Source organism: Paenibacillus sp. 8b26 (genome assembly GCF_050626875.1).
In the GTDB taxonomy this organism is placed as follows: domain Bacteria; phylum Bacillota; class Bacilli; order Paenibacillales; family Paenibacillaceae; genus Paenibacillus.
On the sequence record NZ_CP192445.1, the window covers coordinates 1834525 to 1851398 of the forward strand.

Annotated in this window: 19 protein-coding genes and 1 riboswitch; of the genes, 9 read left to right on the forward strand and 10 right to left on the reverse strand. The window is 48.8% G+C overall.

Annotated elements, in window-relative coordinates; genetic code table 11:
- Positions 1 to 12 precede the first annotated feature (12 nt).
- From ACQ4MX_RS08260 to ACQ4MX_RS08290, 7 genes are all read right to left on the reverse strand, one after another.
- Positions 13 to 1785, reverse strand: coding sequence for a hypothetical protein (locus ACQ4MX_RS08260; protein ID WP_431090077.1), 1773 nt, complete (start codon positions 1783 to 1785; stop codon positions 13 to 15).
- Between the two features lie 177 nt (positions 1786 to 1962).
- A complete protein-coding gene (locus ACQ4MX_RS08265) occupies positions 1963 to 2397 on the reverse strand; it encodes a phage tail assembly chaperone (RefSeq protein WP_431090078.1) in 435 nt (144 codons plus the stop codon).
- A 76-nt stretch (positions 2398 to 2473) separates the two neighbouring features.
- The gene (locus ACQ4MX_RS08270; RefSeq protein ID WP_134910844.1) at positions 2474 to 2881 is read right to left on the reverse strand and encodes a phage tail tube protein; all 408 of its coding nucleotides are present in this window, start codon (positions 2879 to 2881) and stop codon (positions 2474 to 2476) included.
- A gap of 63 nt (positions 2882 to 2944) precedes the next feature.
- Positions 2945 to 4411 carry a phage tail sheath family protein gene (locus ACQ4MX_RS08275; protein ID WP_431090079.1) on the reverse strand — a complete coding sequence of 489 codons (1467 nt, stop codon included), beginning with the start codon at positions 4409 to 4411 and terminating at the stop codon, positions 2945 to 2947.
- Positions 4412 to 4413: 2 nt separating this feature from the next.
- On the reverse strand, positions 4414 to 4632 hold the full coding sequence (locus ACQ4MX_RS08280; protein ID WP_134910845.1) for a hypothetical protein: 219 nt from the start codon (positions 4630 to 4632) through the stop codon (positions 4414 to 4416).
- Between the two features lie 10 nt (positions 4633 to 4642).
- A complete protein-coding gene (locus tag ACQ4MX_RS08285; RefSeq protein WP_431090080.1) occupies positions 4643 to 5506 on the reverse strand; it encodes a hypothetical protein in 864 nt (287 codons plus the stop codon).
- A gap of 469 nt (positions 5507 to 5975) precedes the next feature.
- Positions 5976 to 6452, reverse strand: coding sequence for an ArpU family phage packaging/lysis transcriptional regulator (locus tag ACQ4MX_RS08290; RefSeq protein ID WP_404580742.1), 477 nt, complete (start codon positions 6450 to 6452; stop codon positions 5976 to 5978).
- Between the two features lie 278 nt (positions 6453 to 6730).
- Between ACQ4MX_RS08290 and ACQ4MX_RS08295 the strand changes: the two genes are divergently transcribed.
- The 4 genes from ACQ4MX_RS08295 to ACQ4MX_RS08310 all read left to right on the forward strand — a co-directional run bounded on the left by ACQ4MX_RS08295 (position 6731) and on the right by ACQ4MX_RS08310 (position 10634).
- A complete protein-coding gene (locus tag ACQ4MX_RS08295; RefSeq protein ID WP_431090081.1) occupies positions 6731 to 7201 on the forward strand; it encodes a helix-turn-helix domain-containing protein in 471 nt (156 codons plus the stop codon).
- An 11-nt stretch (positions 7202 to 7212) separates the two neighbouring features.
- Positions 7213 to 7638 carry an ImmA/IrrE family metallo-endopeptidase gene (locus ACQ4MX_RS08300; RefSeq protein ID WP_431090082.1) on the forward strand — a complete coding sequence of 142 codons (426 nt, stop codon included), beginning with the start codon at positions 7213 to 7215 and terminating at the stop codon, positions 7636 to 7638.
- A 193-nt stretch (positions 7639 to 7831) separates the two neighbouring features.
- A complete protein-coding gene (locus tag ACQ4MX_RS08305) occupies positions 7832 to 9718 on the forward strand; it encodes a 5'-nucleotidase C-terminal domain-containing protein (RefSeq protein ID WP_431090083.1) in 1887 nt (628 codons plus the stop codon).
- Positions 9719 to 9962: 244 nt separating this feature from the next.
- Entirely contained in the window at positions 9963 to 10634 is a 672-nt protein-coding gene (locus ACQ4MX_RS08310) for an exonuclease domain-containing protein (protein ID WP_431090084.1), read from the forward strand.
- 45 nt (positions 10635 to 10679) lie between these two features.
- Here ACQ4MX_RS08310 and ACQ4MX_RS08315 read toward each other — a convergent pair whose 3' ends face one another.
- The 3 genes from ACQ4MX_RS08315 to ACQ4MX_RS08325 all read right to left on the reverse strand — a co-directional run bounded on the left by ACQ4MX_RS08315 (position 10680) and on the right by ACQ4MX_RS08325 (position 12882).
- The gene (locus ACQ4MX_RS08315) at positions 10680 to 11663 is read right to left on the reverse strand and encodes a helix-turn-helix transcriptional regulator (RefSeq protein ID WP_149094431.1); all 984 of its coding nucleotides are present in this window, start codon (positions 11661 to 11663) and stop codon (positions 10680 to 10682) included.
- Between the two features lie 71 nt (positions 11664 to 11734).
- Complete coding sequence (locus ACQ4MX_RS08320) at positions 11735 to 12502, reverse strand: hypothetical protein (RefSeq protein ID WP_431090085.1); 768 nt, start codon at positions 12500 to 12502, stop codon at positions 11735 to 11737.
- Positions 12503 to 12726: 224 nt separating this feature from the next.
- On the reverse strand, positions 12727 to 12882 hold the full coding sequence (locus ACQ4MX_RS08325; RefSeq protein ID WP_187644853.1) for a hypothetical protein: 156 nt from the start codon (positions 12880 to 12882) through the stop codon (positions 12727 to 12729).
- A 279-nt stretch (positions 12883 to 13161) separates the two neighbouring features.
- Here ACQ4MX_RS08325 and ACQ4MX_RS08330 point away from each other — a divergent pair, with 279 nt between their 5' ends.
- The 5 genes from ACQ4MX_RS08330 to queE all read left to right on the forward strand — a co-directional run bounded on the left by ACQ4MX_RS08330 (position 13162) and on the right by queE (position 16641).
- The gene (locus ACQ4MX_RS08330; protein WP_431091279.1) at positions 13162 to 13626 is read left to right on the forward strand and encodes a hypothetical protein; all 465 of its coding nucleotides are present in this window, start codon (positions 13162 to 13164) and stop codon (positions 13624 to 13626) included.
- Between the two features lie 25 nt (positions 13627 to 13651).
- Entirely contained in the window at positions 13652 to 14356 is a 705-nt protein-coding gene (locus ACQ4MX_RS08335; RefSeq protein WP_431090086.1) for an AIM24 family protein, read from the forward strand.
- Positions 14357 to 14426: 70 nt separating this feature from the next.
- Positions 14427 to 14470, forward strand: a riboswitch (PreQ1 riboswitch).
- A gap of 132 nt (positions 14471 to 14602) precedes the next feature.
- Complete coding sequence (queC, locus tag ACQ4MX_RS08340) at positions 14603 to 15286, forward strand: 7-cyano-7-deazaguanine synthase QueC (RefSeq protein WP_431090087.1); 684 nt, start codon at positions 14603 to 14605, stop codon at positions 15284 to 15286.
- Positions 15279 to 15770 carry a 6-carboxytetrahydropterin synthase QueD gene (queD, locus tag ACQ4MX_RS08345; protein ID WP_431090088.1) on the forward strand — a complete coding sequence of 164 codons (492 nt, stop codon included), beginning with the start codon at positions 15279 to 15281 and terminating at the stop codon, positions 15768 to 15770. The genes queC and queD overlap by 8 nt, the downstream gene beginning before the upstream one ends.
- A complete protein-coding gene (gene queE / locus ACQ4MX_RS08350; RefSeq protein WP_431090089.1) occupies positions 15763 to 16641 on the forward strand; it encodes a 7-carboxy-7-deazaguanine synthase QueE in 879 nt (292 codons plus the stop codon). The genes queD and queE overlap by 8 nt, the downstream gene beginning before the upstream one ends.
- Positions 16642 to 16874: the final 233 nt, after the last annotated feature.

Consider the following 16874-nt stretch of genomic DNA (forward strand, 5'->3'; position numbering starts at 1 on the left):
CATCCTACTGCATTACATAGCTCCTCCGCTCGCAGGCTTGGTGTTCTGCGTTGCCCGCAGAATCTCGGCTTTGAGACGGTAGCCAATTTGCGTAATAAGTCCCTCCACATCCAGCTTGTTTTCATGCACAGTTACCTGTACAGCCCCTGCTGGAAGATTGAATTGGTTCGTAGTTTCCGTCTTAAAATCCTTCAAAAAGCCAGAGAGTGTTCCCATTTGTTCTGGGCTGATCTGTACCACTTGAGGAGTCGGATTACCATTACCTTTTCCTTTAGCTTTGACTCCATTGTTCGCATGAGCCGCAGTATTCAGCAGTGGGTTTGGATTTACACCCTGGTTAGCAATAGCCATCGGACCATAAGGGTTAGCAGCGCCTTTTGCACCTGATTGCGGGGGCACGTATGCGACTGCACTATATAAAGGCGGCATAGTTGCTAATGGCTTAAGGGACGCACCTATAGTCGAATGAGGCGGGATTGCAGGTTTAGGAACTTCAGGTGGCTTAGCTGGCTCTTTCTTAGGTTCATCTTTCTTACCAAAAGAAAAGAAATCAGAAAAGCCTTTACCAAAGTCTCCAGCCTTATCCGAAATCCAGCCTGTGACCTGGGAAGCTTTTTCCCCAATAAATTTACCAGCGGACTTTGCTTTGTCTATAATAGCGGGACCATAATCTGAGACTAATCCGCCAATTTTACCACCAACAAAGTCTCCCGCCATACCTCCAAGCGTAGAGCCAACCACAGTACCAATACCCGGAAGCAAAAATGAGCCTATAGCTCCACCTATCGCAGAACCAGCGGTCCCGCCTACAGTAGAACCAATAGCTTCTGCACGTTCTTTACCGGAGGTAGCCTGCGCAATGTTCACAATATCCATCCCATAGCTTAATGGCCCCATTAGCTTTTTCGCGCCACCTTTTAAAAGGTTTTTGAACAAGCCTGATCCTACTTCCTCAGCTGCACCAGCAGTACTTGGGTTTATAATGCTAGAAGCCGCGCTAGAAACTGCATCTATAGCAGTACTGCCACCGCTTTTAATATTCCCAATTATTCCACCGCCACCTTTTAAAAAATCCATTCCGCCTTCCAGCATATCTCCAGTACCACCGAAACTTTCTAAAAGTTCACCAGTGGCCTTACCTAAACTACCTTTATTATTCCATATTTTTTTTGCTCCATTTACTAATTTTTGTCTTTTTGTAGTTCCCCCAACTGGTCCAGCATCAGTCCACGCTTTTTTTAAATCTTTTGCTTTAGTTTTTAATTCAGAAAATCCCTTCATACCTTCGCCAAACTTTTTTACACCGACTAGAGTATCTTTAAGATTTTCCATAAAACCCTTAGGCTCCTCTTCCTTCTCACCACCGAGCTTCAGAGAGCCTAACTTAGTACTCAAATCCCCAATAGCAGCCGTATTGGCCTCCACAGCAGCAGTATTTGCTTGCAGTACTGAGCTAAGATTGTTATCAGCCTTAATTGGACCTGCTTTGGCAGCACCACTATTAGATGATGAGCTACCTTGAGAGATTGCCTTCACATTCACGTTCCCCGAGGCGTTAATAATCTGGGATTTGACCCGGTTAATCTTGTTCAACAGATTATCCAGCCCTTTGGAGGCCATATCGTTCAGCACAATTTCCGGGGCCATGCGGGTACGGCCTATTTTCAAAACACGCCCTTGAATCCGCTCAAAATAGCGTTCCATTGCGCGCAATTCGCGGTTCGCCTTAATGACGTTTTTAGGATCAATCACGAGGTTCATGCGGTAATTTAATGCTTCTGCCATATTTCAATGTTCACCTCCTTGTTTATGCTTTTGAAGAAACCATGCTGTCCATTTCCTGTTCAGCAAACGCCAACAAAAGCATGCGCTCGCCACGGGGGAGCTGCCAAAAGTCTCCGGGGCGGAGGTGGTGCCGGACCCACAAGTGGTACAGCATCGTCGTCATTCCCCCGGAGTTGATTAGTTTTTTAGATCAGCAATTTCCACCCCAAAGCCGGACAGTTCCAGCACTTTGTCGCCTACGGCATCCAGTTCACCCGCCAGCAGCATACGACGGACAGATTGTTCGCCACCGGACAGCTTCAAACGGCTTGTAATCCGGGGATCACCCCAGCCACTAAGGGACAAGCCCTTCACTTCCAATTTGCCGGTAGCTTCGGAAATCAACAACGCATTGAACGTCTCAGTATCTACCTTTTCATCCACTGCACCCTTCACGGTACGGCGAATGGTACACCGTTCACGAATGCTGTCCACCTTGCTGGAGGTCAGGCCGTGCAGCACAATTTTCATATCGAGGCGCTTAATACGAACCGTTTCCTCCGGTAATTTTTCAGCAGCTTCAAACAGACTGTTCAAGATTTGTTCTTCTGTCATATTTTCATTCAAGCTCATAAGTCATTCTCCCTTATTATCAATTTGTATTGGGGGAACGGAACACCTTACGGCATCCCTATTCCCCGTGTTCATATTAGTTCGCTACAATCGGGTCAAGCAGCTCATAACCTTCGAAGGTGAAAGTCGTTTCTTCCTGTACTTCCTCGCCCGCTGTCCAGTTGGCCAGCTGAATTTTGTCAGGAGTGCAACGGATAAGACGAATACTTTCATGCCCGAAGGCTTCTGGATCATCCAGTTTGGTAATAATCTCAAAACGGTTAAAACCACGACGAAGCATATCGGACGTCACCTTGTAGCCACTCATCGTGCCCGTTCCTTTTTTAATACCGCGTTTGTGTACCTTCCAGTCGTTTCCAACGAGATTCAGCTCGCGTTTTTCCATTTCCACGCTGGCTTCCAGCTTATTGATATTCGTCTGCCATACCCCGTCCACATGCGCCTGACCATACGTACCTAAAATGACTCTTGAAGCATCCAACATTTATTTTTCCTCCTCAAAATGATCCATAATATAGTTTTGGATTTCTAATTTTCCACGACATTCTTATTGCACGTAAAATGTGCCGAACAGTTGCTCCATCACGTCGGTCAGCTTCACATTCCATTGCAGGAACACTTGATCTGGCTCCGGTTTGATGACTGGCGCATCGCCATAGTAGGCTGGGTCGAGAATGACATCGTAGCCATCGGCTTCGATAACGTTGCTTAGCGACAGCTGTGCCAGGTATTCTTTGATCGCACCGATAAGTGCCAGACGACCTTCAACCGTGTTGTTGATTTTGCCAATGTAAGTCTCTTCGGCTGCACGCTGCAAGTCAGCGTTAATAGCATCCATGACGCGGATGGAACGGATTTTCTTCCATGCGTTGTTTTGCCCGGCAGCCGGGTTCACCAAGCTGTTGATCCCACGCAACGCTTTGACCTGACGGCCGTCGAAGAACAGCAGGAAGACACCATTACGGACAGCCTGCTCCTGCTCGGAACGTGTCCAGCGGCGGGTTACATCCTCAAAAGGCGTCACCGCATATGTCGCGGATTGATTCAGACGTTGACCTGCGATCAGTCCGGCTACATAAGCAGCCGTTTGAGCGGAGCTGTAGTCCGTACCTGCCAGACGCACGCCAGTACCCACGTTTACGATACCTTCATGGTTGAGCGCCAGAGAACGAGCAGAGGCCAGACTGACAGCCGTTTTGGACACATCATCTGCCGCAGAACCACCAAACACGGCGATAACGCCTTTGCCTTCGCTGCGGACACGCTTGATCCAGGCAGCAAAGCTTTGCAGCAAGGCCAGATCGGCTGCATAATCGAGCGCGAGGACGTTAAATTCCTGTCCTTCGAGCGCTTCCTGCATCGCGATATAATCCGCATTAACCAGCGTGCTATTACCACTGTTACCGCCTGTGAGATGAACGCCGCTGACATCCACCGGAATACCGCCCTTGCCGACAACTTCCGCCTTCACCCATACGTTTTCGCTGTTCTTGTTCATCGCTTCGGCAATCGAAGCAGCCGTACCGTCGCTGCCTTTATACGTACCCAGCAGTTTAGTGCCCTCATAGAGACGTACCTCACGGGCTTGCTCGTCACCCAAAGTGGGCTGTACCGTTACGGCAAAGCCATTACCGCGACTACCTGTGTACAAAGCCTGCAAGCGCAGCACATCGGTTGGTGCCTCACCGCCGCTTTTCAACGTCACAGTTGCTGGTGCAGCCGTGTCATCTGCCAAACGGTAGGCCAACAGCTTTTTCGGTCCACCCAGCAGAGCCAGATACAGCGTAGAATACGCTGTCGCACCATCCAGACTGTCATTCGAAAAGATTTGGCTGATCGCCGTTTCGCTACCAATCTCTACAAACTCACGTACAGGACCCCAATTGGCTTTAACTGGTACAACGACCGTACCGCGCGAGCCACCTTGAATCGCTGAAGCCGCTGCTGCCTGAAAATTCATATACAAACCCGGCAATACCGGTTTATTCGTGTTTTCCCATGTTCCGCCTGCCATAATTAATCCACCTTCGCTTTCATAAATTGTTCGATTTTAGTGTGTGCTTCTGCTACCGTGAACAGCTTGTCCTGTGTGCCAAAAAAGGCGCCTGCCAGCACTTCTTCCTTCACGGAAAACAATTGTTCCGCGTGCTCCTTAAGCTCCTCCAGCGTATAGCGGGGGCCGCTTGCTTCCTGCCCGGCATTGACCGGGGCCTGCTCGTTGTTTTCCAAGGTCACTCGGACCACCTCATTTCAAAATAGGATGAATTTCCACTCTGCGGATTAGCGCCGCTTCCTCAGCCGGACGCATACGCCGCTGTACCAGCGTCAGCCGGAGCTGACCGTCCAAAATCGCATCCGCCTGCAAATCTGCGGAAGCTTCCGCCGTGGACATATAACGGCCCTTCTCCTGATCCAGAGGGAGCTGAATTTGAGCGGCGAAGCCCTCAACCAGCGCGGAAGCCGCGCGGTTTTCTTCGGTGGTGTCCGGGGCGGTAATATGCCCGATGAACCGTTTGCGAAGTTCATACATGGAGGCTCCCGCCATCCTGGTCTCGCAGCCGCTCAGCCGCCATAGTACCGCGTGCCGCCCCGGCTGTGCGGGCCATGCATCGGCGTACACCGACCACGTTTCGCCCAACTGCTTCTGCGTCCAGCGGGTCAGCGCCGCCAGCCATTCATCCGGCTGTGCAACACCGTTTGCCGGAGCGGCCGCCGGACTACCTTCCGTTTCAGGCACATACACGCCAAAACGTAGCGTTCTGTAGGCCTTGCCCGTTACGGTATCCAGCTTTTCCGCATCCCGCACGCCCAAATAGTGCGCGGTAAAAGCCGACGTGTCCTCGCCTTCGCCTGTCACCGGTTCCCGGTGCAGTCCGGCAATTAGGGCGTTCGCCCATACATCGGCCTGAGCCAGCCCGGCTTGTCCTGCGTACAGCTTGATGCGGACAACCTGTCGATATCCGGCCCAGGACGATTTCCAAATTTCCTCGCCCAGCGCCATAACCGCGTACGGCTCCTCTGCCGTCTGCGACGGTGGCTGAACATCGTATACGCGCCCTTGAAGCGCTGGAACAATGTCAATGAGCTTTTGTTTAAAGGCTTGTCTCATCCTGCGGCATGCCACCTTTGCGCATCCTGCACTCGCATGTTGTGGCTACTTAGCCAGGCTTTTTTCCACTTCCGTGTTCTCATCCGGCGCAGCCTCAACCTCATGCATTGCAACATCCATTGCTTAGGCAACACGACTCCTCCTTTCTGTAAAACAATTCCCGGGAATCGACAGGGACGACAACCGCATGAAAAAACCGGCCCTGGTGGCCGGCTAACGTTTGACTGTGTGTGTCTTCGGTATGTCCTCTTGCCTTGATTCCCGATGATATAATCTTACACCCTTATAACGAATGCGTTGCCGGGGAAAAGGACGATAAAAGCAGAGACTAGGGATGAAGTTGGGCGGTATTTCGAGAACATATGTTCGTGTTATTAAAAAAGACCTTGACCCCTGCTATTACAGGAAATCAAAGCCTTTTAAGAAACGATATTAAAATAGAAATACGAACGAATGGATAATTATTACATCATCCCAGTTTTCGATCCGCGTCCTTCTGTAAACCCGCCAGATTCAAAACACCTTGATCCGCCAGTGCAAGCGCCATTTTGTAAAAAGCCCGGGTGCGGATTTTCGTGTACGTATCCTTGCTTACTGGCGGGTCGAGTACATAATTGTAAACCTTGTAGTCGAACACATCGTCATCCTTTAAATAGCGCTCACGGATGAGTAACTGTTCGCGTTCATTCAAACGGCCGACTACGGCATTCACCATTTCGCAATAAGCCAAACGAGCCGCAGGAGCATCTACATTATATACGGCTGTCCGTGCCGTTGGATCGCTGGTCACATTCGTCGGGCCGTTCGGGCGATCCGTATAGCCGGCTGTGATAAAACTTTCCCGGTCCATAAAGGTAATGGTTTTATAAATCCGATATTTTTCAAATACTCCCTCCAGTGCGTTCTGCGTTTTGCGTCTGTCCAATTCGGGTAAGTTATTTTTCATGTAAAGCAACACTCCTTATCTTATGCCTTTTGACAATGATGTATTTTTTAAATCGTACAACTCTTATGTTTACAATTTGTTCCCCTTTTGTTCGTATTATGAGTATAACATAGCATTATTTAGGATAGCTATCCATCGGCAAAAAAAGCGATATAGCTTCAAAAACAGGATATTCGCTTTATTTTTCTATACCTTTTGGCATATTACGTGCTTTTACTATTTACCTAATGGTATAATGGAACTAATCTTTTATTCTGTTGCAGAAGGGAGCCGCCATTGTGGAACAACCAGCATTCGGAACATACTTAAAGCAGCAGCGTGAGCACAAGCAATGGAGCATTAACCAATTGGCAGAAGCGGCTGGCATCAGCAATTCACAAATTTCCCGTATTGAAAACGGGCTGCGTGGCGTACCCAAGCCCTCTACTCTCCGCAAAATAGCGGACGCGCTCGGCGTATCGTATACCGAGATGATGAAGAACGCCGGATATTGGGGAGACGATGATTCAATAGAGCAACATTCACACGACTCCTATCGTTCCAACGTACCGGAATGGGCTACTTCCAAAGACCGCCGGGATTTTAAAAAAATGCTGGAGGAAGACGGCGAATTGATGTTCGACGGCATTCCGCTGGATGAAGAAGATCGTCAACGGATCAAGGATGTGCTAACTGGTCTATTCTGGGAAGCCAAACAGATGAACAAGCATAAACCCAAATCGCCCCCAACGGGCAGTGATCAGGAATAGCAGGTGAGCGCATGAACGAACTCATTCACAAACTCGTCCGAAAATACCGTACGAACTGCCCCTTCGATATTGCGGAAGCTCTGGGTATCCATATCCGTTACAGCGATCTGGGCCCCACAACCAAAGGGCTGTATTATCGCAAGCTACGCAGGAGATTCATCGTCATCCACAACAGGCTTACACCGGAGTGGGAACGATTCGTCTGTGCGCATGAATTGGGGCATGACCGACTTCATAAAGGCGTCAGCCGCTTCTTTATGGAAGAGCATTCCTATTTCTGCCCCGGCAAATTTGAGATGCAAGCCAATCGGTTCGCTGTGCTTTTGCTCAGTGAAGGACAACCACCGTTTACTGACGAAACGCAGGAGCACTATTTATCCCGGATCGGTCTGCCCAAGGAGGCTGTCCTTTTTTTTGACCCTAAAACAGAACATTAGTTCCCACATATAATTGTTTGTTTATTACTTCCTCTCCAATATAGGTAATTTCACGATGGCTTTAACAACCGATATACAAAAAATTTTCAATGCCCTTATATAAAATAGAAGTTATTTTTACAATCTTCTGATAAAATGTGGACGTAAGCGGTTTCTCTAATTCATTCATTTTATAGGAGGTTGAAAGAACAACATGAATTCATGGAAAAAAATCTCGTCCATCTTGACGACCGCCGCGCTCCTGCTCGGATGTCTTGGCACAGCAGCAGCAGACCCGGCAGCCAGTACGGGAGCAGCGGGAAGTGCAACTCCTCCGGCCAGCGGTAAACACATCACCATCCTACATACGAACGACACCCATGCCCACGTGGTCGCGAACGACAAGGAAATGGGCTTCGCCAAGCTGGCAGGCATCATTGACCAGTACCGCGCTTCCAATCCCAATACGCTGCTGCTGGATGACGGGGATACGGTTCATGGAACGACCTTCGCTACCTTGGTCAACGGCGAGAGCATCGTGAAAGTAATTAACAAGCTTCGCTATGATGCGATGGTACCAGGCAACCATGAGTTTAATTACGGCTGGAAGCATCTTGTAGAGCTGAGTAAGGAAATTCAATTCCCGGTACTCAGCGCCAACATTAAGCAAACAGACGGCACACGTTTGTTCCAGCCTTATGTCATTAAAGAAGTCGATGGCGTTAAAATTGGTATTATCGGCCTGACTACGCCCGAAACGGCATACAAAACGAATCCTAAAAATGTTGAGGGCATTCAATTCACCGATCCTGCTGTCGAAGCCAAAACGGCTGTAGATGAAATCCGCAGTAAAGTGGATGTTGTCGTGGTCCTCGGTCATCTGGGACAGGATGCATCCAGCAAAGACACGAGCCTTAAGGTCGTGAAGGAAGTACCCGGCATTGATATTTTCATTGATGGACACAGTCATACCGTACTGGAAAAAGGCTTGGTCGGTGGCAATGGTACACTGATTGCAAGCGCGGGTGAATATACGAAGTATCTGGGCGTTGTCGATTTATGGGTCGACGGCGGTAAGGTTACCCAAAAACAAGCCAAGCTGATTGATTCGACGCAAGCAGCCGACATTCAGCCAAATGCTGAGATTACTTCATTGATTGCTTCCATTCAGAAGGAACAGGAGCCTATTCTCAAAGAAGTTGTAGCACAAACGAGTGTGAACCTGGAAGGAGCGCGTGAAAAGGTACGTGCAGGTGAAACGAATCTCGGCGATCTGCTCACCGATGCCATGCGTGATATTTCGGGGGCAGATGCGGCCCTGACCAACGGCGGCGGCATTCGGGCGTCCATCAAAACGGGAACGGTAACCAAGGGAGACATCATCACTGTGCTGCCATTCGGCAACCAGATTGTTACCCTGAAAGTGAAAGGCTCCGACATTCAGGCAGCACTTGAAAATGGCACTGCCTCCTATCCGGAGCCAAGTGGCGGTTTTCCACAGGTATCGGGGATCTCTTTTAAAATAGATACATCGGCAGCCAAGGGGAGCCGCGTCCATTCCATTCTGATTGGCGGAAAAACGCTTGATCCTGTTGCCACGTACACACTGGCAACCAATGACTTTACGGCTGTAGGCGGAGATCAGTATACAATGTTCGCCAAATATCCGCAGACAGGTATGTTCGGATCGCTTGACGAGGCGCTGATTCGCTACATGCAAAAGGTTGGCTCCGCCAGCCTGCAAGTACAAGCAGACGGCCGCATTCAAGAAGCCAAAGCAGACGGCAAGGCTTCCGTTCCTGCCACGCAGCCTGTACCATCTGCTCCAACCGCAACACCGGCACCTGTGCAGGAAGAACCGCAAGTGGTCTCTACCCCATCTGCGAAACCTGCACCAGCCAATTCTCAACCAGCGAAGCCACAGCAGACAACGACTTCTGCGCAAGCTGCAAATAACCATGTGTATATTGTAAAGTCCGGGGATACACTGTATGACATTTCCCGCCAATACGGGTTCACCTGGCAACAGCTCCAAAAGCTGAACAAGCTGAAAAATCCTCACCGCATTTATCCGGGGCAAAAGCTTGACCTCCCGGCCTAATTCAATAAGCTTGTAAAGACAGCGTCCGGAATCCCAGTGGTTTCGGACGCTGCTGTATGTCAGGAGGTTATTTTTATGCGTTAGTCCAAACTCATTTGGACATCGCATATTTTTTTTAAAAGCCAGCCTTTTAGACGCTGACAAGTTGTGAACCGGGAGGTATGATGGAGAAGAGCCATTCGGGCAGAAAACATCCATCCCGTTCTCCAATGGGATCAGATATATGTGTGGAAGGAGCACAAAAATGCAATACATTATTTATGATCTTGAGTTTACCGTTAGCCGTAACGCCAGATATTCCTCCGAAATCATTGATATCGGTGCCGTCAAAGTCATGCAGGGAGACGATGGCTTGTACGTTGCGGACACGTTTCACAGCTTTGTCAGACCCTCGAATCGGCCTGTGCTGTCTACGGATACCGTGCAGTTTACCGGTATTACTCAACGGGACATTGATGCGGCCCCGCTCTTCCCTGAAGCTGTGAAGCAATTTATCGCATGGCTTGGAACGGATTCCCCCTATTACTTATGTGCTTGGGGGCCAGATGACCGTCAGAAGCTGGTATCTCATTGCCGCACCCATCATGTGGACCTCCATTGGATTCATAATACGAATGATATACAAAAGCAAATCTCCCGTCTGTTCGGCTCGAACGGTAAGTACCGCCAGTTGAGCCTGTCTCAGGCGCTGGAGCTGTGCAACATTGACTTTGATGGTCAGCAGCACCGTGCGCTGGACGATGCACTGAATACCGCTCAGGTTTTCATGCATCATTTTGATCGTATCACATTGTCCAATAACGCTTCTGACGATGAGGAAAGCCGGGGTTCGAAGCTTGTATACTCCACACCGGAAGAAGAACAGGAGCAGTACAGTCCATTTGGCAATCTCGCCAACCTGTTTAAGGACCGTTAGGCGGATAGCACCCCGGCCCGTTCCGGGGGATCTATCACCCCCTTGTCATTCTTGATTCCCTGCCTTTTTATCGGAATAAAATGCCCCCCAGGTTCGCAGCATTTCCTGCATTCGCTTGCGGTATCGCAATGGCTCCAAGATTTCCGCCTCCGCTCCATATTGAGTGAGCCAGTCCAGAAATTCACCATCATGATTAACCGTTACCTCAAACAATAGACTTCCATCCGGCAAATCCTTGAGAAAAGGCTTGATGAACAGCTCCTCTTCTTTGACCCGATATACAGATTCGGCAGAAAACCTCACCACAAACCGAATATTCTGGTTTCCTTTGGTAACCGACCAGGTCCCCTTAAAAAACATCTCCATTTCAGAAGTATTCTTCTGAAACGTATACGGCAAAATCCTCATATTTCGAAAGCGGCTGATCCGAAAGGTTCTCATGGCGGATTGCTTGTGACAAAAACCAAGCATATAAAAACGCCGATCCTGTGGAACCAGACAATAAGGATCAATCTGAACCAATGATACATCTTCATTTTGAGGCGAACTGTATTCCGCTTCAATGGTCTGCTGCGTAAGACTTGCCAAAACAATCAGCCTGAGCAGATAAGGCTGGTTTTCCCGCTCAAGTGTCGAGCCGAGCCGGACGATATTTTTCATTTCCTGCGCGAAGCTTGTCTGGTCCATCTTTTTTTTCTGACTGGAGGCCATCACTTTCTCATAAGCACTCTCAAAAGCTGGTGGTAAAAGAGGCTTTACGGTTTCCATGACATCCCCCAGCTTGGCAAAAGCATGTGCCTCTTCTTCCGTCCAATTGAGGGGATACAAGGCGAAGTTACTAATAAATATGTATCCTTTGCCATGCCCCATATTGGCTATTGGAATATGCATAGCGCTTAGAGCCTCCATATCTCGGTAAATGGTGCGTTCTGATGTTTCACAACGTTCGGCAAGCTCTCTTGCCAATATCCCCGGATTTGCCTGAACAATAGTAATAATCCGCATTAACCGTATCAACCGATCAGTCAAGGAAGTCTCTCCTTTACAAAAAGATAGTAAATTAGACTCACTATATTACATAAATAAACTAGCATAATTGCCTACTTTAAAATATTAATTTCGGTAAAGCGAACATCCTCTACAGATATCCCTTTATTAACAAAGACTTTTGAACTATACGTTTGGAATAATCCAAAAGTCCCATTCCATTTATTGCGTACGGCAAAGAGTAATTCGGCTTCCTCCAGATATTCCATGTCTTCTGTTCTCGCCGCCCGTATTAGCAGTTCATCTGCTTGTCTGGTAAGGACAAACGCCCCTCGCTCATGTTCCCCCTTCTCGTACATACGTAATGCTTTCTTCACAATAGGAGCCGTCTCATTCAGCTTTATGTATTTTTCCACCTTTGGGTTGATTGGAATGCTCAGCAGACCAAGATGATGTGTGTAATGGATATAGAGATGATCCGTTCGAATCAGCGTCCTTTTTTCCTGAGTTGGCTTACGCCAGCTCCACTCCATCAATCCAATGATATGTCTTCCGGAAGAGTGGGCCGGTATAGAAAAGGACAAAATAGCCTGCTTATACTTCCCCCTCCGCATATCACCACAGTGAACAAGCATGTACTCTCCGTCTTCCGAGCGATTGAAGTTGAGCCTGGCCCCATCCACTTTTAATAGATTTACCCCACTCTCTGGAATGAACCGGAGTTGCAGGTCACATCCAACTGTTTTCGGCATTAAAGTCCCTTTTCTTTTACGTATAGCCCCATGGCCCCATTCTATCAGCAGATTTACTTGCTCGGACCCATTCGCAGATATAGACTCTTTGTCCCATGTGTACGTTACGTTAACCATTGACTTCACCACTGGTAAATTCCCCCTAAAAGAACATGTAACTCTAAATTAACAGTGTTATCTGACACTATATTGTCAGGGAACATATGTTCGTCACCGAAAATTATACATGGTAATCTATAGGAAAGGGGGAGTACGTCAATAAATAGCATTTTAACCCATTAAAATTGCATGATTACGCAAAAAACAGCCCGGCGTAAGCCGGGCTGCATTATAGTCTTGTTTCATATATGAAGTTAAGAAATCGTAGTTTCTGTCACAGAAACATTCGCTTTTGTGCAAATATCAGACACAGGCGCAAAAGTAATGCTGTCCACCACCAGTTCCTTCGACAAAGGCTTTCCGTTTACAGTTATTTTTAACGTTTTATAGGTTTGTTCTTTTTCGTTCATCGTTCATTTCTCCTTCTATATTCTTGCTTAATATATTTATACTCATTTCTGTTCTTCATCATATGGGGTTGGCTCTTGTGCGTACTCGCCAGAAAATTACCGGAATGTAGCTGCTTCCTTGATATACCCGTTTTGAGGTACACTTAAACTAAAATATCGACTTTTTTTGTAATATTTCTCCCGAATTAGTCATCCTGTTATTCTAAACTTTGAACCCTAATCATTACACTGTACGTAACCATAAGATATGGGTAATTATGCTTATCATTTAACATCTTGATGCATCAGAAGGAGGATGATCTCTTGGCACGACAAATTTCTCGCTTTATTTTCTGCCGCCGTGTCGTCTGCGCTGCTGTAGCGCTTCTGTTTGTTTTTGGCGGAACCGGTGTCCCGGGAGCGCATGCCGCCTACTGGGATGATGTATACCAGGGCTTTGAGCAATTTTCTCGGCTGCCTGGGGATGTATATCAGCTCAAGGAAAGCTACCGGCAAACGCAGGAAGAACTGCAAAAGGCCCGTAGCAGCGTTGAGGCTTATCAGGAGCAAAATGTCCAACTATTGGAGCAAAATCGCAAGCTGACCGACACCGTTACCGAGCTGAAAAATCTTCAGGTTCAGCGCGATCAGGCTTCACACCGTAACAAGATGCTGATCCTCACAGCTGTCATTCTGCTGGCTGGTTATTTTATCGGTATCCGCCTGTTGCGTTACGGGATGCGTCGACGTTCGGGAAGATACTAACCGCCTGAAAGGATGAAAGGTCAGAATGGACATACAAGCAGGACAACACCATGATGAAAGCGTCGGTTCCGTCGTAACGCTCGATCTGGCGGAGGGCGAAAAGCTGCATGTTCTTCACCCGCAGCAAATCATCGCGTACCGCGGACCCAGTTCAGGCCGCAGTGACAAGCTGATGAATATTAAAGGCATATACCGCAAGCACAAGCTGATTCAGGCCGATTTTACAGGAGCTTGCCGTCTGATTGCCGCACTTCCTCCCGGCTTCAGTCTGAAAATGATTGAGCTGGAAGGAAGCGACGATCTGCTGTACGATTTTCGCAATCTATTCTGGTACAGCTCTGGTATCCATATGCGCACCAAGCTGCTGAGCGTGAAAAACATGTTGTTCAGCCGCGATGTCATTAAAATGAAATTTGACGGCATCGGGCAGATCGGTCTATTGACTCAGGGACTGGTATGCCAGGAGAAGCTTCATCCGACAGAGCCGATGTATGTCGATGCAAGCAGCGTCATTGCCTATCCCGAGAACGCCAAGCTGGAGCTGACGGTGTACGGTAACCATTTGGCCAGCCAGCATATGAATTATCATTTTAAAATGACCGGACACGGTACTGTGCTTTTTCATGCGGGTGAACATCATCGACGGCTCCAGCAGGATATGAACGACGATGGCGTGATCAAACGCTTTTTAAGGGAAGTCATTCCATTTGGCGGAGTGTTTATCAAATAGCCCTGCCATGCTATAATGAAGGCGTCTGCCCTCTGGTAGACACCAAATGAAGAAAGTCCATGCTCCATGCATGGGAGAGGTTCGCGAACTCCCTCTATAAAAAACTAACGATGCTTTGCCCTCCGCATGAAAAAATAATCGCGGGGCAAGGCCTGTTTTTTGTTGAAGCTGGTTCAAGAACTCTCCTTCTTCCATGTGACAAGACCCTGTGTCTTTCACCATTCCAAGAAGATCGAGAGGTTTTTTATGTTTACCAACGAAAAAGCATTCGTCGTATTCAGCGGCGGCCAAGACAGCACGACCTGTTTATTTTGGGCGAAAAAACATTTTGCCGAAGTAGAAACGGTGACGTTCGATTACGGTCAACGCCACAAGGAGGAAATCGAAGTAGCGGCCGGGATTGCCCACGAGCTGGGTGTTCCGCAATCGGTACTGGACATGAGCCTGCTCAATCAATTAGCCCCCAATGCGCTCACACGCACCGACATTGACATTACTCAGCAGGAAGGCGAGCTGCCCAGTACCTTTGTAGACGGCCGAAACCTACTGTTCCTCAGCTTCGCAGCGGTGCTCGCCAAGCAAAAAGGAGCACGCCATATTATCACAGGCGTCTGCGAGACGGATTTTAGCGGCTATCCCGATTGCCGTGATTCGTTTATTAAGTCGCTGAACGTTACTTTAAATCTTTCCATGGACTATCCTTTTGTCATTCATACTCCGCTCATGTGGTTGAATAAGGCCGAAACCTGGCAAATGGCCGATGAGCTGGAAGCCTTTGAATTTGTAAGAACCCGTACACTAACATGCTATAACGGTTTTATTGGCGATGGGTGTGGCGAATGCCCTGCCTGTAAACTGCGCCGCGCCGGGCTGGAACAGTATCTGGCTGTACGTGAAGCTTCGTCGCAAGGAGTTGAAGGCCATGCGTGAGCCGGGCACCTTTCGTATCGTCGACAAGCTCCAGCAGTTCGGGACGGACATTGAACGCTCCCAGCTACGTTACCACCGTAAACGTGTACTGGTCAGCAAGCAATTTACGTTCGATGCAGCACACCATCTGCACTGCTACGAAGGCAAATGCAAAAATCTGCACGGACATACTTATATCGTCGTTTTCGGCATTAGCGGTATACCGGGTGAAACCGGCCTGACCCTTGATTTTGGTGATATCAAAACAATCTGGAAAGAGCGGATCGAACCTTACCTGGATCACCGCTACCTGAATGAGACACTGCCCCCGATGAATACAACGGCGGAAAATATGGTCGTCTGGATCTTCGAACAAATGGAATCCGCCCTGACCTCGGAAGTATACCGCAATCGTGTGGAAGGCGGACGCACTGAATTTGTGCGGTTGTTCGAAACACCTACCAGCTACGCCGAATTCCGACGGGAGTGGATGCTGGATGAGTAATACCACGGCGATTCACCAAGCAGCCGTACCTTCCCGGGGAACGAAAACAGCCCCTATCCCTGTACTGGAGGTGTTTGGTCCTACCGTTCAGGGCGAAGGCATGGTTATTGGGCGTAAAACGATGTTTGTACGTACCGCAGGCTGCGATTACCACTGCTCATGGTGCGATTCCGCCTTTACCTGGGACGGCAGCGCCAAGGATCAGATCCGTCGTCTCAGCGCCGCAGACATTTGGCAGGAGCTTCAAGCCATCGGTGGCACACGGTTTTCACATGTAACCCTTTCCGGGGGCAACCCGGCCCTGCTCCCGCAGCTTGGAGAGCTGATTACCCTGCTGCGCAGCCAAAGCATTGCCACCGCCGTCGAAACGCAAGGCTCCCGCTGGCAGGGATGGCTGTATGATATCGACGAGGTGACCCTGTCACCCAAACCGCCCAGCTCTGGTATGACGACCAACTGGGACGTGCTGGATGACATCGTAGCCCGCCTGTCAAATCGGAAGATTACTGATTGGAAGGCGGCTGGAGAGCCCTCGTCAGCGTCCAACTTCTCTACCGCAACGTGCACGAAGGAAGCTGCTAATGAATCAGTGAGATTCTACCACGGAGCATGCAGCTTGAAGGTCGTCATATTCGATGACATTGATCTCGCATATGCACGCACCATTCACGAGCGTTATCCACATGTACCGCTGTTCCTCCAGACCGGCAATCCAGATGTGAACACGGAGAACACTGGACAGATCGCGGAGTCCCTTTTACACCGTTATGAATGGCTTATTGACCGTGTCATGGACGATTCACGTCTGAACGACGTACGGGTACTCCCGCAGCTCCACACCCTCGTATGGGGCAACAAACGCGGCGTATAACACTTTAATGTAATATATTCCATATGAGCTATATGTGATACACTGACACGCCAAATTCGTCGAATACACCTTCGGCATCCAAGTTACAAAATCCGAGAAAGCCTCGTCCGTGAGGACGGGGTTTCTCACAAAATGACGCTCCTTAAATATAAGGAGCGAACACTATTCACTTCTGCCCCAACCTATATGTAAAAGAGTAGGGACTTTAGGGTGGTGACGGCGGTCGGCAGCGG

Excerpts from the sequence above, each read along its gene's own strand:
- ACQ4MX_RS08260 (WP_431090077.1), bottom strand. The coding sequence starts at position 1,785 with ATGGCAGAAGCATTAAATTACCGCATGAACCTCGTGATTGATCCTAAA.
- ACQ4MX_RS08265 (WP_431090078.1), bottom strand. The coding sequence starts at position 2,397 with ATGAGCTTGAATGAAAATATGACAGAAGAACAAATCTTGAACAGTCTG.
- ACQ4MX_RS08270 (WP_134910844.1), bottom strand. The coding sequence starts at position 2,881 with ATGTTGGATGCTTCAAGAGTCATTTTAGGTACGTATGGTCAGGCGCAT.
- ACQ4MX_RS08275 (WP_431090079.1), bottom strand. The coding sequence starts at position 4,411 with ATGGCAGGCGGAACATGGGAAAACACGAATAAACCGGTATTGCCGGGT.
- ACQ4MX_RS08285 (WP_431090080.1), bottom strand. The coding sequence starts at position 5,506 with ATGAGACAAGCCTTTAAACAAAAGCTCATTGACATTGTTCCAGCGCTT.
- ACQ4MX_RS08290 (WP_404580742.1), bottom strand. The coding sequence starts at position 6,452 with ATGAAAAATAACTTACCCGAATTGGACAGACGCAAAACGCAGAACGCA.
- ACQ4MX_RS08300 (WP_431090082.1), top strand. The coding sequence starts at position 7,213 with ATGAACGAACTCATTCACAAACTCGTCCGAAAATACCGTACGAACTGC.
- ACQ4MX_RS08305 (WP_431090083.1), top strand. The coding sequence starts at position 7,832 with ATGAATTCATGGAAAAAAATCTCGTCCATCTTGACGACCGCCGCGCTC.
- ACQ4MX_RS08310 (WP_431090084.1), top strand. The coding sequence starts at position 9,963 with ATGCAATACATTATTTATGATCTTGAGTTTACCGTTAGCCGTAACGCC.
- ACQ4MX_RS08325 (WP_187644853.1), bottom strand. The coding sequence starts at position 12,882 with ATGAACGAAAAAGAACAAACCTATAAAACGTTAAAAATAACTGTAAAC.
- ACQ4MX_RS08330 (WP_431091279.1), top strand. The coding sequence starts at position 13,162 with ATGCATCAGAAGGAGGATGATCTCTTGGCACGACAAATTTCTCGCTTT.
- ACQ4MX_RS08335 (WP_431090086.1), top strand. The coding sequence starts at position 13,652 with ATGGACATACAAGCAGGACAACACCATGATGAAAGCGTCGGTTCCGTC.
- queC (WP_431090087.1), top strand. The coding sequence starts at position 14,603 with ATGTTTACCAACGAAAAAGCATTCGTCGTATTCAGCGGCGGCCAAGAC.
- queD (WP_431090088.1), top strand. The coding sequence starts at position 15,279 with ATGCGTGAGCCGGGCACCTTTCGTATCGTCGACAAGCTCCAGCAGTTC.
- queE (WP_431090089.1), top strand. The coding sequence starts at position 15,763 with ATGAGTAATACCACGGCGATTCACCAAGCAGCCGTACCTTCCCGGGGA.